We start from the raw sequence: 15,880 nt of genomic DNA, 5'->3' as shown, positions 1-15,880 counted from the left end.
TGTTGCTGCCGCACGGAAATTGCATACAGTTATGCGATGAGTTTATTGCCCCCCGCCGCCGATCGCGACGCCCCTGACCCCTCACTGCTCCTGGGCCAGGACTACTGGATGCTGACCTCCACCCCTTCGGCCGGGACGACCTCCGAGGACATCGCCGCCCTCGCCCCCGCGCACATAGCCTGGCTGCTGGACCTCGAGGAACGCGGCCTCGTCTTCCTGTCGGGCCCCCTCGTCAGCGGCCCCGGCGCCGGTCCGGGATCGGGCGTCACGGTCTTGCGCGCCTCCGACGAAGCCGACGCAACCGCCATCGCGTCAGCGGATCCGTTCGTCACGGCGGGTCTGCGCAGCTTCGTCGTTCATCGGTGGCGCCTCAACGAGGGCAGCGTTTCGATGCGCCTGTCACTCGGCCGCGGCACCTACGAATGGCATTGAGCGGGAACCCGTTCGAGCCCGCATCTCGTCGCACGCCCACCTTCGGGCACATAACCGTTGACGAACGCATTCTCTGATGCCATAGTGTATACACTCTGCTGATAATGGCCGATCAGGTATCAAGGTGCGGCAGATCTCCACCGTCCGCACAGGTCATCGGCGACGACCGCCATCGACAGCAACGGCAAAACCCGGTTTGAAGGAACTCCAGTGGGATGCTTGGACGAACGCGTCGAATTCACCTCCGGCGCAGCTCATGGTCAGGGACTCCGCCACGCGGTTCACCTTGCCGAAGAAACCGCACCGACCTCCGTCGCGCCTCGGTATGAGGTGCGACGATGACCGCCACGGTCTTCTGCTCCCGGGCCGAACCACTCCGGCCGCGCGACGACGGCGATCCGGAGGAAGGGAAAGCACCGTTGCTCGGGCCTGATCAGTTATTGGCGGCGATCGCTGGTCACCTTACGCAAGGATCATCGCTGATCGAGTGGGCTAGGGAGTTGGGCGATCTGCACGCGGCACTGATCCCAGTGCGCCTGAATCGAACGCGTCTTCCCGCCGAATTCGATGAAGCCCGCGTCCACATCGACATTGCCGAGATCGTCAGCGAGATCGATTCGTGGGCGTTCGTCCATGTTCCGAGAGCCCCCGGCGCGCGCAGGCACACCCATTCCCTGGGAGAGGTGATCAGCCATATCGCAAAGATCTATGCCAACGCGTGGTGGACGGTGCTACACGTCGATGACAACGACGTGCGGCACGAGGCATGGTTTCACCTCGGTGAGGCCTGCGAAGGCTACGCGCAGCTGATTCACGACGTCCAGGCCTCTGGGGTCCGATTCCCGCTAGGGTGGCGGGGCATCCGACACGCGCCGCCGACCTGACAGGTGCTTCCGCGAGGTCGGCTGAGCCCGGCTAGCGGCGCAAATTGCGGTCGAACAGGGCCAGCAGTTCGCGGTAGTGCCGTTCATCGGCCTCGGGATCGTGTGCGGAAGTATCGGCCTGGGTGTAGCCGTGTTGGGCACCCTCGTAGACCTCGGTGCGGTGGCGGACACCGGCGGCATCCAGCGCCTTGTCGAACAGGGCGATATGTTCCGGAGTCATGTGGTGATCCTCGCCCGCGTGGGCGAAATACAGTTCCGCCGTGATGTTTCCGAGGGTGAGATGCGGACTGTCCGGGGTGTCGGTCACCAGCGGTCCGCCGTGGAATCCTGCCACCGCCGCAACCCGATCGGGGAACATGGCGGCGGTCAGCACCGCCAGCCGCGCACCCATGCAGTAACCCGTGACGCCGACCTTTCCCGCTATGACCTGCGGCGACGCTGCCAGCCACTCGAGATATGCGCCGACATCCGAACGCAGGAGCTCCGGGGTCAGCTCGCGGATCATCGGGAAGACCTGTTGGAAGATCTCCGGCCGCTCCCCCGGGTCGATGAAGTCCGGCAGCTCGATCACAGGCGCACGCCCGTGCCGGTAATAGGCGTTCGGCAGCAGAACGGTGTAGCCATGGGCGGCAATACGATCGGCCAGTGATCGCAGGCTGGGCCGCAGTCCGAAACCGTCCTGAATCACGAGCACTCCCGGATGGGCGGCGCCATCGTCGGGGTAGGCGACATACGAGTCAGCGACACCGTCGGATGTCCGGACGTCGACCGACATACCGTTCACTGCGGTCACCCTCGAATCCTCCTGCCATGCCAGCCTTTCGAACATACCCCATTCAAGATCAGCCGATTCGACTCGACTACCGGTCGTCGGAGCATCGAGCCGAGACAGGGGCGGAGCGATCGAGCCCGACGCGAACCCGATCATCGGCGACTGGGTCGACCTTCTCGTCGACCTCACCGCACACGACCGGGCCCGGGACAACCGGCCGATCGTGCTGTGCGGGCTCAGCGCAGGCGGCGTGCTCGTCTATCACGTCGACGCCAAGGCCCCAGGGCAGTCTCAGCGGCACCAGCCAGCACATCCGGCAGGTCCGTAACGGGATGCAGTCGCCGATTTCATCTTCAACAACAGTCCGTCCAGGCTCATGCATTGTCTGCATATTTGCAGAAGACGTGTTTATTTCTGCGCCATAAAGCGATCACGACGCCGAGGATCCGCAGATTTGCGCAATATTCGACCGAAACCGGAGAGCATGCTTCCACTTGGATGGATCGACCGGAGGGGCGTTCGGTAGGCGAATGCATCGGTTGAGCACGGGGGAGCCGCCGCAGGATGTGCATCGGATGCGAAATTGTACCGACTTACCGCAGTGCGACCCGTCCCCTAGCAGGTCAAATCGGACGACACAGGTTAGTGGCGCCGAGTGTGCCGTCGGCTCGACTCACGCCGAACAGAATGGAAGCGCACCGCGAGATCGACTCCGCCGCACGTTGATACGCGGGGTGTCGAGAAATCGACTCGATTTGATCATCGACTTCACCGGTGGATGAAGATCAATTTGTGTTACCTCGGCAAAATACTCAGTTAGCCAACTATTAACGGTGATGATTACCACAGCAATAGAAGTGGATTTGTAGATTTCTTTTTCTTAACGTTGCTGGTGCGCCCGTGATGGCGTCGTTATCCCACTGTGAAAGGAAGCTCCGTAGATGTTCTCTCGTAAGGCCCTTCTCGCCGCCAGCACCGTCTCCGCCGCTGCCCTGTTCTTCGGCCCGGTCGCGGTGGCCTCCGCCGCCCACTCCGCCGCCGGCACCGGTTCGGCGGGCCTGGCCTCGGGTTCGGCCGACGGTGGCTCGTCCACTGGTTCGGCCGGCTCGTCCTCCGGTTCCGCCATGCTGGACTCCGGCAGCTCGGCCCTCGACGGGGGCACCTCCGCCGTCGTCAACGTCATCGATGCGATCACCGGCATCCGGGACCTGACCCAGCCCAAGCCCGCCTCCTGATCCGGTCTCGGTAGATCACCGCATCGTCCGTCTGCCCCTTCGGGGCCGGACTTCCCTGCGCCGCTCCGCTCCACACCGCGGCCCGCACTACAGCGGTGAATTCGCTACAGCTGAACTAGTCGATTCGCCGCATCGAAGCAGATGCGGCGGGTGGACCCCAAGATTCCGTTTGCCCGCTAGGGAGACAGCTCCCAGTGCTGCGAGCGCTGAGCTTCCTTGAACACAGGTTCGTGCCGCCCGGTGAAGTCGCCGGACGGCACGAACTTTTTTTCGGGCCACCCACCGAATGAAGTTCAGCAGGCTACGTCTCCCTGGGCGGCCTTGTCGAACGACACATGCACATGGTCGTAGTGATTGGCGGTCGGGCTCCCGCGGTCTTCCAGATAGGACCAACCGCTGCCATCGTTGTACCGCTGCCGCCAGATCACGTAGGTCACACCGAAACGCTGCTGATTGGCCAGCACGTATTCGGCGATCGCGTCGCCCCGCGCGGAATCGGGTGTCATGAGATCGAGTGCCAAGCCTGCGCCGTGGTCGCCGTCGCTACGGCCGATGGCGCCGCCGATGTCGGCGACGGCGAACGTCTTCTTGAGTAGGTTGCCCACCTGCGCCACGTGCGGCCGCGTGCCTGCGAGTTCGGTCGAGCACGGTACAGGGGGAGGCGGTGGTGGCAGGTGCTGCGCAGCCTCCCTGGCCGACGGTGGTGGTTTCTCGGCCGCGGACGCCGCCGCTGTCGGCCGAGTGATCGACGGCACGCTGGTCGGCGGCGCGACGGCGGCCGACGGCGGCGAATCGGCCGCTGCGGCATGCTGAGCCTCCAGGCCCGGTCGCGTTACCGCCCACAACACGACGGCGAGGGCCGCGGCGATGCCGCATACGGCCAGGGCACTGAGCTTCCGGGCTGCGGTCCGTTTACGGTGTTGACCAGGCATGATGTCGGCTACCGATTACAGTCGAGAATAGGTCACCGATACATTACGAAATGGTCGCGAAAATGTCACGCCGAGCGGGCGAAAGGGTGCTCGGTCCGCTGACAGGATCGAGTCCGAGTGTCCTGCTGTGCCGCGGAACGAACGAGCTACCAGCCCAGAAGCCGGTAGACAGCGCTGTAATGGTTCAGCTGAGGTGAGAAGTCAGTCGGGTCGACTGTCGGCTACCGCAGAAGATTGCGGGCCGGCGAGTCGGCCGACGGCGTGGAGGTGGCTCAGCGCTTGGCGGTAGGAGTCCAGGACGCTGGTCTCGCAGTAGGGCACCTCGAGTTCGACGCAGAACTGTTCGACCACCGGCTTGGCCCGGCGCAGGTTGGGCCGCGGCATGGACGGGAACAGGTGGTGCTCGATCTGGTAATTCAGTCCGCCGAGGGCGGCGTCGACGAGTCGGCCGCCGCGGACATTGCGGGACGTGAGCACCTGCCGACGCAGAAAGTCTGTCGACTCGCCTTCGGCCAGTACCTCCATCCCCTTGTGGTTGGGCGCGAAAGTGCAGCCCATATAGAACCCGAACAGGCCCTGGTGCACAGCGATGAAGACAAGCGCTTTACCCGGCGACAAGACCAGGAAGACCGCGGCGAGATACCCGGCGGCATGTGCGGCCAGCAGCGCGGCCTCCCAGACGCGGTTGGGTATCGCCCAGCGCAGCACCGCCCGGACACTCGCATAGTGCAGACTGCCGGCCTCGAGCAACAACATCGGAAAGAACAGCCAGGCTTGATAGCGGAAAATCAACCGCCGGATGCCTTTGCCGGTCCGTGCTCGATCGCCGGAATGGGCCAGCACCCCCATCACGTCCGGATCCGAACCCTCGGTGTTGGGGTGAGCGTGGTGGCGGTTGTGATTACTGACCCACCAGCCGATGCTCACCCCGATGCCGAGATTGCCCGCGATCACACCGAACAAGTAGTTGGCCCGCCGACCGGCGAAGATCTGTCGGTGCCCGGCATCGTGGCCGAGGAACGCGATCTGCGCGAATACCACTGCCAAGAACGCGGCAACCACCAGCTGCCACCACGAGTCGCCGACCATGACGAACACCGCCCACCCGGCAGCGAACGCCACCGCGGTGGCCGCACTCTTCCAGACGTAATACCGCAACCGCCGATCCAGTAGCCCGGCTTGGCGCACTAGACGCAGCAACACCGCATACTCGCTGCCACGCGCCGGTCGGTTTTCCTTGGTCTCGGCGGTCGGCGACGAAGCAACCGGCGCTGCTTGCTGTCCGTCCGGATCGATCGGGTCATAGTCCGCGAGCGCGGTTGTCGTGACGGAGGATGTCGGCATCGTCCGACCGGTAGAACCTTCGAGAACCACGGATTGCCTGCACATCCTGTTGTCACTGTTGGTTTCCGGGCTCGGACCGTTGTCCTTCCATACCCGGCGTCGACGACAGCAGGCTATCGGAAGTCAGCGCGGAAGACTCGCCTGGCTCGGGAACAGAGTCGCGCGAGGAGACCACCGCGAGGTGAACGGATGTGCCGATCGACGACACATCCGCGTGACGATCGGGTTGCACAGACATCGGCGAGCGCGAGACATATGTCCGTCGCGCTGCTCGGCCGGTTGCCGACCAATATCTCGGCTGTGCGAGTTACCGAGCGTCGGTCGCAGTCAGCACGCGGGCGTCGGCGGTGCCGTCCAGCCGCGCGCCGGTCTGAGGATAGGTCGGGTACTCGATGCCCGAGATGTACTGCACCGTCCGCACCACCTGGCACGAGTAGCCGAATTCGTTGTCGTACCAGACATAGAGAATCGCGGTGTCACCCTCGACGATCGTGGCATTGGCATCGATGATCGACGCTGCGCGCGATCCGATGAAATCGCTGGAAACCACGTCCGTGGCGGCGGTGTAATCGAGGTTTCGGCTCAACGGTCCGGCGAGCGAAACCCCGCGCAAGTAAGCGAGCACGTCGCTCTTCGTCGTCTCCCGCTGAAGCTGCAGGTTCAGAATCGCGACCGAAACGTCGGGGGTGGGAACACGAATCGAGTTGCCGGTGATCTTGGCCTTGAAATCCGGCATAGCCTTCGCGACCGCGGACGCGGCACCCGTTTCGGTGAGCACGAGATTGAACGGCGCGGAACGACCGCGCCGGTCCGCCTTGTGATAGTTGTCCAGCAAGTTCTGGTCGTTGGTGAACGAATGAACCGTCTCCACGTGGCCGCGGATGATGCCGTACTCGTCGTCCATGGCCTTGAGCGGCGGAACGATCGCGTTGGTCGTGCACGAGGCGCACGAGAAGATTTGCTGCGACAGGTCCAGGCCGCGATGGTTCACGCCGTGCACGATATTCGGGATATCGCCCTTACCGGGCGCGGTGAGAACGACTTTCGCGATGCCGGGGCGCAGATGCTGCGACAGCCCGTCCCGATCACGCCACCTGCCCGTGTTGTCGATCAGGATCGCGTTCGTTATCCCGTACTCGGTGTAGTCGATCGTCGTCGGATCATCGCTGTAGATGAACTTGATCGTGTTGCCGTTCGCGGTGATCGTGTCGTTGCCGGTATCGACCTTGATCGTGCCGTTGAATGCGCCGTGCACCGAATCCCTGCGAAGCAGCGACGCTCGCTTGTTCAGATCGTCGTCGCCTCCCTTGCGCACCACCACGGCACGCAGGTTCAGCCCGTTGCCGGATCCGGCCTTCTCGATGAGCAGGCGAGCGACCAGGCGACCGATGCGGCCGAAGCCATAGAGGACGACATCCCTCGGGCCCGGTGACAGAGCCTTGTTGCCGTTGGTCACCTCGGCCAGCACCGCAGCGGTGAACTCGCGGATCGACAGTCCGCGATCGTCGGCGCGGTAGGTCATGACCAACTGACCGAGATCGATCTTGCAGGGCCCGAGATCCAGTTCACTGAGCACTCGCAGGAAGGGAAGAGTCTCGTCCACCGACAACTCCTCACCGTCGATCTGCCGCGCGAAGCGGTGCGTCCGCAGGATGCTGATCACCGACTTGTTCACCAGCGACCGGCTGTGCAGCAGGATCGTCACGCCCTTCCCCCGATACAACGTGCCGATGATGGGAATCATCGCCTCGGCGGCGGCTTCCTGGGCGTTCCAGCGGTCGAGTTGTTCGGTAGTCAACGTAGGTCCTCGGATCTCCTCGATTTACACGCGTATCGATGCTAATGAGGGCCCCGATTTCACCGAGGCCGGATCCCCCCTGGTGAGATCGCCAGGTGGCGGCACCGACCGAGCATCATCATCCGAGCAGCGGGCGCCTATCCGATATCGACTACTCGGGCCCATGCGGGAGGCGCGTCCGGCACGTAATCGGGATCGTTTTCGCGCCACGAAGCGGCGTACTGCCGACGAAACAGGCCCACCACCGTCCGGCACGGTGGCCGTGTGGTCGGCCAAGGTGTGTGGCCGTCGGTCAGGACCACGAGGACATCGGGGCGGGGGTGGGCTCGTATCGCCTTGGCGATGCCCGTGCGCAGGTCAGTGCCGCCGCCGCCCACCAGTGGTATCCGCTCGGCACGGCACAAGGGATGCACGATCCTCGCCGCCGCGTCGCACGGCAGCACGGTGACCAGGTCGCGGCGGCCGCCCACGGCACGGGCCATGGCGGCCACCTCGAGCAGCGCGCTGCCCAGTTCCGTATCACTGACCGACCCCGAGGTATCGATGAGCACCGAGACCCGAGGCGGCGTTCGCCGCAGACTCGGCAGCACTACGCCGGGCACCCCCGCCGAGCGCCGTGCCGGCCGGCCATAGGTGTAGTCCGCACCCGCACCGGCGACGCAGACCGCGGAGCGGAGAGCCGCTCCCAGCAGATCCCGCCATGGTTGCGGCGGATGGAACGCCTCTTCCGCCCAGCGCCGCCACCCTTTCGAGGCGTTCCCCGGACGGCCGATGATGCCCTGCGCCACCCGGAATCGGACGGCGTCTCGTTCGTGTTCGCTGAGTCCGTCCGCACCGTCGGGCCCGAGTTCCCATTCGCGTTCCAATCCGTCTGCGCCGCTGCCGCAGTCGAGCCACGCTATGCCCTGCGTAGTGGGTCCGAGCCGGAACTTGCGCAGGTAGTCCTCCATGAGCTCCCCCTCGGGCAACCCCAACGACTCGGGCGTGACAGCGTCATCGGGGCGGGGCAGCCCGTCGCCGAATGCGTCGTCGTTGATTTCGCAGTCCGCGGCGATGTTCATCCGCAGTCGTTCCGCCGGGCCGGTCAAGTCGTGTTGCCGGGCGAAGCGGTCACTGCGACCGTGATGGTCGCGCAGCAGATGCGACACCTCGTGCACCCACACACCGGCCAGATCCGCTACCGCAGTTCGGTCCACGAACGCAGGCGACACGTAGCAGCGCCAGTGTCGGTCGACACCCATCGTCGGTACTCGGCGCGATTCGACGACGCACAGCGCGAACAGAGCGGTCGCCAGGTAGGGCCGGACCCTGGCGGCGTGCAATCGGGCGGCGAAGAGTTTGTCGCGGTCCAGCGTCCGCAGCGCGTTCGCGGTCATCGGCCTGCCTCCGCCGCGCCACGGCCCGCTGCCCGATCCGCTTCCGTGGACACCGATACCACTCCGGCGAGTTCCTCGATGGCCGCGGGCACGTCCCAGTCGTCCTGGCGCAGCGTGGCGAGAGTGGTTGCGGGAACCACGATCAGATCCGGCGCCCCGGTTTCCGAAGCCTTGACCAAAAGCGCCCATGCCGCATCCCAGCGGGATTTCTCCGGCCGTTTGCGGACCGCAGCCACAACGCCGTCGAGCACAGCCTGCCGCAGATCCCCCCGCTCGGGCAGGACTGCTCCCGCCGGGTCGGCGAGCAGTACTTCCGGGTCCGGGAGGTCCATCCGGTCCAAGCTTGCCAGCAGCTCGAAGCCCGGCCCGTCGCCAACAGTGCCTCGAACCAGCTGGGAAAGCACATCCCGGGATGAACCGGCCGCGGTGGCGAAGGCGATCAGCCGCAATGTCATCTCCCAGCTTCGAGGCGACGGCCAGGGACCGCCTCGGCGGGTTTCGGTGCTGGGGAGTTGATGCACGAGAGCGGGACGAGCCGCCAGAAGCGCACACACCGCTCGGCGCGCGAAAGCCACAGCCTCGCCCACTCTTTCGGAGGCCAGCCGCGGTAGTGTCGCGCGGGGCCAGGTCCCGCCGAGGCCGCGAACGACCACATCGTGATCGTGGGTCCATTGCAGATGCACGAACCGGTTGGCCAGCGGCGGGCTGAGTTCCCAGCCATCGGCCGCCGAGGATCGCGGATTGGCCGCGGCGACGATCCGGACACCGGGCGGCAGTTGCACGGTGCCGATCCGCCGCTCCAGGACCAGACGGAGCAGGGCGGCTTGCACGGCAGGCGGGGCGGTGGACAGTTCGTCCAGAAACAGCAGTCCGCGCCCGGTCCGGACGAGCCGTACGGCCCAATCCGGCGGAGCCATCGGGACTCCGTGTTCCGCGGGATCGTCCCCGATGATGGGAAGACCCGAAAAGTCGGACGGCTCATGCACACTCGCGATCACCGTGGTCAGCGGAAGGTCCAAGTCGGCGGCGAGCTGGGTCAGGGCCGCGGTCTTCCCGATCCCTGGTTCACCCCATAGGAGAACCGGTAGGTCGGCGGCCACGGCCAGCGCCAAGGCCTCCAGTTGGTTATCGGGGCGCGGTTCGGTGGCTACCTCGCGGAGCAGACTCAGCAACTCGTCGGCCACATCGAGTTGGGCGGGGCGGGCCGGATCGGCGGACGTACGGACAGCAGTAAGCATGTGTGATCACCTGAAAGGGGTTGCGTTGTCGAGTGGATGTGCGGCGAGGTCGACGGGTCAGCGCGAGGTCGCGTTGCGTGGGTGCGCGCGGCGGTCGCGTGGACGGCGCACCGGAGGAACGCGCCCGATCCCTGGCTCGGACAGGCCCGCCTTGAACAGTCCGTAGGTAATTCGTTGTCGCGCCGACGTTTCCAGTTCGTCGCGCAGAGCACCGTCGCGCAGTACCGCGTCGGGACCGAGCAGTCCCGCTACGATGGCCAGCGCGCCGGCGGTGTCGCCATGGTCCAAACGCTCGCGGACGCCGACCAGACAGTCCGGATGGCGGTGCGTCTCATCGATGGCCTGCAGGCAAGGCAGCGGAGTGCCGTTCAGGGCGACCAGCAGTTCCTCCCGCCGGATCTCGACCTGGTCGTGGTCCAGCGCGGCCAGGACCCCGTCGACCAGCCCGATCCTGTGCTGTTCTCCCCTGCACTGCACCAGGCGCGGTTGACCTGCGCGGTCCGGGACGCGGGGCGCATCGTTCGGTGAGTAGTCGGGTACCAGTGCCGATGCGACCAGCGGGTGCAGCCGATCGGCCGCTATCGCGCCGGCACGAAGCAGTTCCAGATCGGGCAGCACCCAGGTCGCCGCGTCGGGCAGGACGGGCAGCGCGGAGACGCCGCCAACCGGGTATCTCGACGCGATCCGCACCATGGGCGGCCCAGAACCGTTGCCGTCCAAGTCCAGAACCAACCGTTGCCTGGCCCCGAGCCGCACCACGAAAGTACCGCTACGCCGTCCCTCGGCGTGGCGCAGAATCTCCGCCTCGGCCGCCCAGCGGTCGACGGCGCACGGACGGATCTGCGGCACCGCGGCGAGCAGTTCGGGTTCCGGCATCGCGCAAGTATTCTCGGGCCGCTCGGCCCCGGACCGTGTCCGCAGCTCGCCGACCCTGCGCGCGTCCCACAAATGGCGATGGAGATCCAGGCGAAAACGCCGGTCGGGACGAGGATGCGGATGGAGCCCCGCACCGGTCCCGGCGGCGGATCCGTCCCACAGCGCGAGACTGATCCGCTGACCGCCATCCGCCCAAGTCGGCGCGGTCCGAACGACAAGGTGCATGGGACGTGCGCCGCCGCGCTGGTCCGGTGCCGTGTCGTACCGCGCCAAGGCGATGGTCAGACCCGGCCGCAACAACCCGTCCGGAGCGACTCTCGGCAGATGCCAGCGCAACAGGTCAGGAGCCAGATGGCGGAGGTCGGCCCGGATTCGAGCCGCGAGTTCGTGCCCGTGGCTACGCGCCACCGACCGGACAGTGAAATCGACATCGAAGCCTGCCGCGGCACACGCGCCCGCCCAGTCCCCCACGCGACGGCGGGCGGTAGCAGTCTCGATCATGGAGGGCGGCACGGCGAATTCACGCACACGCAGCCAGAAGGAAAGGCGGGAGTCGTCCTCGTTCGCGATGTGAGTGAGCATCAGCACTCACCTTGTGCGAACGGAACCCCCAATCTTTGAACAGATGGAGTCATCATCGCGTTGATCATAACCTCCCGAACCGCCACCGGCCAGCCGAAGGGGCTCGGCGGCAGTTTCGCCGAACCGCTTCCCCCTCACGAGCACTCGCCAGAACGGTTGGCGCAGTTGATGATCAGCAGCCGATTTCCGGCGGCACATTGGCGCCACATCGCCTGTGGCATCGCCCAGGGGACGACTGCACCAGCCGATCCAATCGCCCCCGGAAGCGTCACTCGAGCCGTACGGCAACCGCCTACCGAGTGAACCAGCGAATCTGATTCCCAGCAAGAGGTTTCGAGTGCGACCACCTCCTCGACGAGGCGTCGGCGAACCTCGCCTGAATCCGCGCGCGAGCTATGCCGGTCGGAACAGGCCTTCGCCTTCGCGCTCCGACAGCTCAGCGACCCGGGCACCGAGGTCATCGTCCGGCCGTCGGCCGCCACCAGGCACTGGCGGTGGAGATCTCCGAGAAGACGTACCAGGTCTGTGGCCAGCCGTGGATGAGGACGACGGCGTGCCGCTACCGCCGGTCACATAGTGCAGACCGACACCGTCGACCTCGGCGAACTCATGCCGGAAAGTGTTCTCGAACGCGGGATCGCCGTGGATGGCCTTAGCGTACGCAGCGATCTCGGGTTGTTGTAGAGCAGGCTGCGGCGCCTGTCGTGATGAGAAGGGTGAGTGCGACGGTAGCTATCGCGCGTGCGGCCGTATCAACCGCACTGCTGCGCCGCGTGGGCGGCTCTCGCTGGCGACGCCTGCTGTCGAACTCGCCACCGAGAACGCCCGCCTTCGCGTAGCCGTCCCGCGAAAGTCACCGTTGTCGAACGGCCGGGCCCGGCACCTGGGCTATCAACACCGGCCTCTCGGATTGGCCCGAGCCACGAAGCAGCTCGGCTCGAGCCCACCCGACATCGCGGTCTTCCCGGAAGGATCGCAGGTTGACAGCGGCTTCGGTGTCATTTGGAGTTGTCGGGCAGTCGGAGTCGTTTGAGTGCCAGTGCGTTGACAGCGACGATGATGCTGGAGCCGGACATCGACATCGCGGCGATTTCCGGGCGCAGGGTGAGCCCGACGAGCGGTTCGAACACTCCTGCCGCGATCGGCAGGGCGATGGTGTTGTAGCCGACGGCCCAGGCCAGGTTCTGGTGCATTTTGCGCAGGGTGCCGCGTCCGATGCGCAGCGCGGTGGGCACGTCCAGCGGATCGGATCGCATCAGCACCAGGTCCGCGGTTTCGATGGCCACGTCGGTGCCGGCACCGATCGCGATGCCCAGATCGGCCTGTGCCAATGCGGGGGCGTCGTTGACGCCGTCGCCGACCATGGCGACCTTGCGGCCGCCGGCCTGAAGTTCTGTGATCCGGGCGGCCTTGTCGCCGGGTAGCACCTCCGCGATCACGGTGTCGATGCCCAGCCCAGCGGCGATGCGGTCGGCGGTGGCTTGATTGTCGCCGGTGAGCATGACCACCTCGACACCGAGGTCGTGCAGTTCCCGCACCGCGGCGGCCGAGGTCTTCCGCGGCGCGTCGGCGATGGCGATCACCGCGGCCGCCTTGTCGTCGACGGCGGCCAGCACGGCGGTGTGCCCGCTGCCGGCCAGCCGGTCCCTGGCCGCGGCCAGTTCGCCCAGCTCGATATTCTCCCGTTCGAACAATCGCCGGTTGCCGACCACGACCCGACGTTCACCCACCACGGCGATCGCCCCGTGACCGGGCACGTTCTCAAACCGCTCCGCGACCGCATGGCCGGCCCCGTGGGCTTCGGCGTAGCGGACGATCGCTTCGGCCAGGGGGTGTTCGGACTCGCGCTCGACCGCCGCGAGCAGAGCGAGCAACTCGGTGTCGGCGCCAGTGTTGCCGTCGGTGACGATGTCGGTGACCTCCGGCTCGCCCTTGGTGAGGGTGCCGGTCTTGTCCATAACCACTATCTGCACCCGGGCCGAGGACTCCAGAGCCATCGCGTTCTTGAACAGCACACCGCGTCCGGCGCCGAGCCCGGTGCCGACCATGATCGCTGTCGGGGTCGCCAGACCCAGGGCGTCGGGGCAGGTGATCACGACCACGGTGATCGCGAACAGCATCGCTTTCGCGAAGCTCGCGCCCGCCAGCAACCACACCGCCAGGGTGAGCCCGCCGACGACGAGGGCGACCAGCACCAGCCAGAACGCGGCCCGGTCGGCCAGCTTCTGCCCGGGTGCCTTCGAGTTCTGGGCCTGTTGAACCAGATTCACGATTTGTGCCAGTGCGGTGTCGGCACCGACCTTGGTGGCGTGCACGCGCAGGGTGCCGTTGGCGTTGATGGTGGCACCGATCACCGATGAGCCGGGTTGCTTGTGCACCGGCAGGCTCTCACCGGTGACCATGGACTCGTCGACTTCGCTGTCGCCGTCGGTGACCACGCCGTCGACGGCGATCTTCGCGCCGGGCCGCACCAACAGCACGTCACCGACCACGACCTCGGCGGTGGGTATCTCGGCCTCTCGCCCGTCGCGGATGACCACCGCCTTCGGCGGCGCGAGATCCAGCAGGGTGCGGATGGCGTCGTTGGCGCCGCCGCGGGCCCGCATCTCGAACCAGTGCCCCAGCAGCACGAAGGTGGCCAGCATGGTGGAGGCCTCGTAGAACACCTCACCGCCACCGGTCAGCGTGATCGCCAGCGAATACAGCCAGCCTGTGCCGATACCGACCGCGACCAGCACCATCATGTCCAGCGTGCGGGCCCGTAACGCTCGGACCGCACCGGTGAAGAAGATCGTCGAGGAATAGAAGATCACCGGCAGGCTCAGCACCAGTGCCCAGATGTCCTGCCGCACCCCCAACGGGGTCGGCAGATGCAGCCCGAACATGTCACTGGCCATCGGCGACCATGCCATCACCAGCAGCGAGAACACCGCCGCCACCACGAACCGGTTGCGCATGTCGGTGGCCATCGCCGCCATCGACATCCCCGCATGACCGGCGTGTCCCATTGCGGCGTGGTCGTGTGCGATCTGCGCGTGTTCGATGCCCTCGGGCTTTGCCGCAACATGATCGATGCGGGTGTGTCCGGCATGGTCACCCGCTGTGGCCGCGACAGCCGGCGGATCCGGTTCGGCCATGGGATCGCAGATATGCGCGGGCACCGACTGACCGGCGCAATGAAACCCGCAATCGCGAACCCAGTCCCGCAGCTCGGCCACCGAGGTGCGCGAAGCGTCGAAGACCACGGTGGCGGTCTGCGATACCGGATTCGTATCCACCGACACCACCCCGGGCCGCCGCCCGAGCACCGATGTCACGGTGTTCTGCTGACTCGCCCACCACAGCCCACGCACGTCGAGAACCGCGGTACTTCGCCCGGCTTCGTCGACCATCCCACCACTCCTGTCTTGCGGCACTCGTGCACACCCACTATATACCCCACGGGGGTATATGGCGACAGGGGCCGAGGTCACCTGCTTCAGGGGAAACCGACCACCTCTGCGGCCGGGAGGACCCATGTCCTGTGGTGAGCACTCATGCGGTGGTGTCGATGTCACGCCGGGTGAAGGCGAGGATCCCGACGCCGGCTGTGGCGGCTCCGAGGGTGGTGAGGACCGCGGCTGTGGTCCAGTTGACCGGTTCGGCGGGGGCTCGGGTGAGGTGGTGCAGGATGGACAGGTCCAGCAGCCAGGGGCTGAGTCCCAGGCTGGCGCCGATGACTTCGAGCAGGAACGACCAAGCGAGCACACCGTAGGAGGCGGTGGTGGTGAGGCGGGGCGCGACCGCGTAAGTGAGGGTTCCGATCCCGAGAACAAGGATGCCGACGGGGATCAGATTGATACCTGCGGCCAGCAGGGTGGAACCCGACTGTGCTCCGCCTGTGAGGAGTGTTCCGGCCCAGGTGGTGAGTCCGGCGATGATGCCGAGTGCGATGAGGGTGACCACCGATGCGGCGACGCGCCCGGCCAGCCAGCTGCGCCGGTCGACCGGGCGGGCGAGCAGGTGGTCGAGGTAGCCGTCGGCTTCCTGTTCACGGGTGGCGGCGGCGTGCCCGGCGGCAGCCATGGCGACCAGCAGAGCCATGATCAGGAAACAGATACCGAGGAAGATCGCTCCACCCTTGGCGCCGATGAGGGCGACGAACAGGCCGCCGGTTTGGTCGGCCCAGATGTCGGCAGAGCCCCTGGCGATCAGGCCGACCAGGAAACCGCCGAGCGCCAACCCACCGGCCCAGCCGAGGGCGCTAGCGCGCTCGAGGCGCACCGCCAGCCCGAACGGGCCGCTCAGCAAGCGGGTGTGAGCGGGTGCGGTGTCGCGGGCGGGCAGCAGCCCTGCGCCGAGGTCTCGGCGTCCGGCGAGCCATACGGTGGCGGTCAGCAGTGCCGCGGTGGTGGCGGCGACAGCGAGGAGC

General features: G+C 66.3%; 11 protein-coding genes and 1 pseudogene. 3 read left to right on the top strand and 9 right to left on the bottom strand.

Going from position 1 to position 15,880, the window contains the following annotated elements; translation table 11 throughout:
• Nucleotides 1-36 precede the first annotated feature (36 nt).
• The gene (locus tag ACFV2O_RS14825) at nucleotides 37-432 is read left to right on the top strand and encodes a YciI family protein (RefSeq protein WP_379252197.1); all 396 of its coding nucleotides are present in this window, start codon (nucleotides 37-39) and stop codon (nucleotides 430-432) included.
• A gap of 338 nt (nucleotides 433-770) precedes the next feature.
• Nucleotides 771-1,316, top strand: a complete 546-nt coding sequence (locus tag ACFV2O_RS14820) for a hypothetical protein (protein WP_379252196.1) — start codon at nucleotides 771-773, stop codon at nucleotides 1,314-1,316.
• A 31-nt stretch (nucleotides 1,317-1,347) separates the two neighbouring features.
• On the opposite strand, the gene ACFV2O_RS14815 is transcribed toward ACFV2O_RS14820, so the two are convergent.
• A complete protein-coding gene (locus tag ACFV2O_RS14815; RefSeq protein WP_379252195.1) occupies nucleotides 1,348-2,109 on the bottom strand; it encodes a dienelactone hydrolase family protein in 762 nt (253 codons plus the stop codon).
• A 920-nt stretch (nucleotides 2,110-3,029) separates the two neighbouring features.
• On the opposite strand from ACFV2O_RS14815, the gene ACFV2O_RS14810 reads away from it, so the two are divergent.
• Nucleotides 3,030-3,323 (top strand): hypothetical protein, encoded by a 294-nt coding sequence (locus ACFV2O_RS14810; RefSeq protein WP_355073792.1) that lies wholly within the window; start codon nucleotides 3,030-3,032, stop codon nucleotides 3,321-3,323.
• Between the two features lie 293 nt (nucleotides 3,324-3,616).
• On the opposite strand, the gene ACFV2O_RS14805 is transcribed toward ACFV2O_RS14810, so the two are convergent.
• The 8 genes and pseudogenes from ACFV2O_RS14805 to ACFV2O_RS14770 all read right to left on the bottom strand — a co-directional run.
• Nucleotides 3,617-4,255 carry a hypothetical protein gene (locus ACFV2O_RS14805; protein WP_379252194.1) on the bottom strand — a complete coding sequence of 213 codons (639 nt, stop codon included), beginning with the start codon at nucleotides 4,253-4,255 and terminating at the stop codon, nucleotides 3,617-3,619.
• Nucleotides 4,256-4,456: 201 nt separating this feature from the next.
• The gene (locus ACFV2O_RS14800; protein ID WP_379252193.1) at nucleotides 4,457-5,599 is read right to left on the bottom strand and encodes a fatty acid desaturase family protein; all 1,143 of its coding nucleotides are present in this window, start codon (nucleotides 5,597-5,599) and stop codon (nucleotides 4,457-4,459) included.
• A 307-nt stretch (nucleotides 5,600-5,906) separates the two neighbouring features.
• On the bottom strand, nucleotides 5,907-7,397 hold the full coding sequence (locus ACFV2O_RS14795) for a glyceraldehyde-3-phosphate dehydrogenase (RefSeq protein WP_379252192.1): 1,491 nt from the start codon (nucleotides 7,395-7,397) through the stop codon (nucleotides 5,907-5,909).
• 137 nt (nucleotides 7,398-7,534) lie between these two features.
• A complete protein-coding gene (locus ACFV2O_RS14790; protein WP_379252191.1) occupies nucleotides 7,535-8,773 on the bottom strand; it encodes a VWA-like domain-containing protein in 1,239 nt (412 codons plus the stop codon).
• Entirely contained in the window at nucleotides 8,770-10,011 is a 1,242-nt protein-coding gene (locus tag ACFV2O_RS14785; RefSeq protein ID WP_379252190.1) for an AAA family ATPase, read from the bottom strand. The genes ACFV2O_RS14790 and ACFV2O_RS14785 overlap by 4 nt, the downstream gene beginning before the upstream one ends.
• Before the next feature lie 57 nt (nucleotides 10,012-10,068).
• The gene (locus ACFV2O_RS14780; RefSeq protein ID WP_379252189.1) at nucleotides 10,069-11,469 is read right to left on the bottom strand and encodes a hypothetical protein; all 1,401 of its coding nucleotides are present in this window, start codon (nucleotides 11,467-11,469) and stop codon (nucleotides 10,069-10,071) included.
• Nucleotides 11,470-12,467: 998 nt separating this feature from the next.
• Nucleotides 12,468-14,861 (bottom strand): heavy metal translocating P-type ATPase, encoded by a 2,394-nt coding sequence (locus ACFV2O_RS14775; RefSeq protein WP_379252528.1) that lies wholly within the window; start codon nucleotides 14,859-14,861, stop codon nucleotides 12,468-12,470.
• A 142-nt stretch (nucleotides 14,862-15,003) separates the two neighbouring features.
• A pseudogene (locus tag ACFV2O_RS14770) lies at nucleotides 15,004-15,880 on the bottom strand (hypothetical protein); the annotation flags it as partial.

It is taken from the genome of Nocardia sp. NPDC059691 (genome assembly GCF_042733915.1).
Lineage (GTDB): Bacteria > Actinomycetota > Actinomycetes > Mycobacteriales > Mycobacteriaceae > Nocardia > Nocardia sichangensis.
This window is presented reverse-complemented; position numbering and strand designations above follow the sequence as displayed.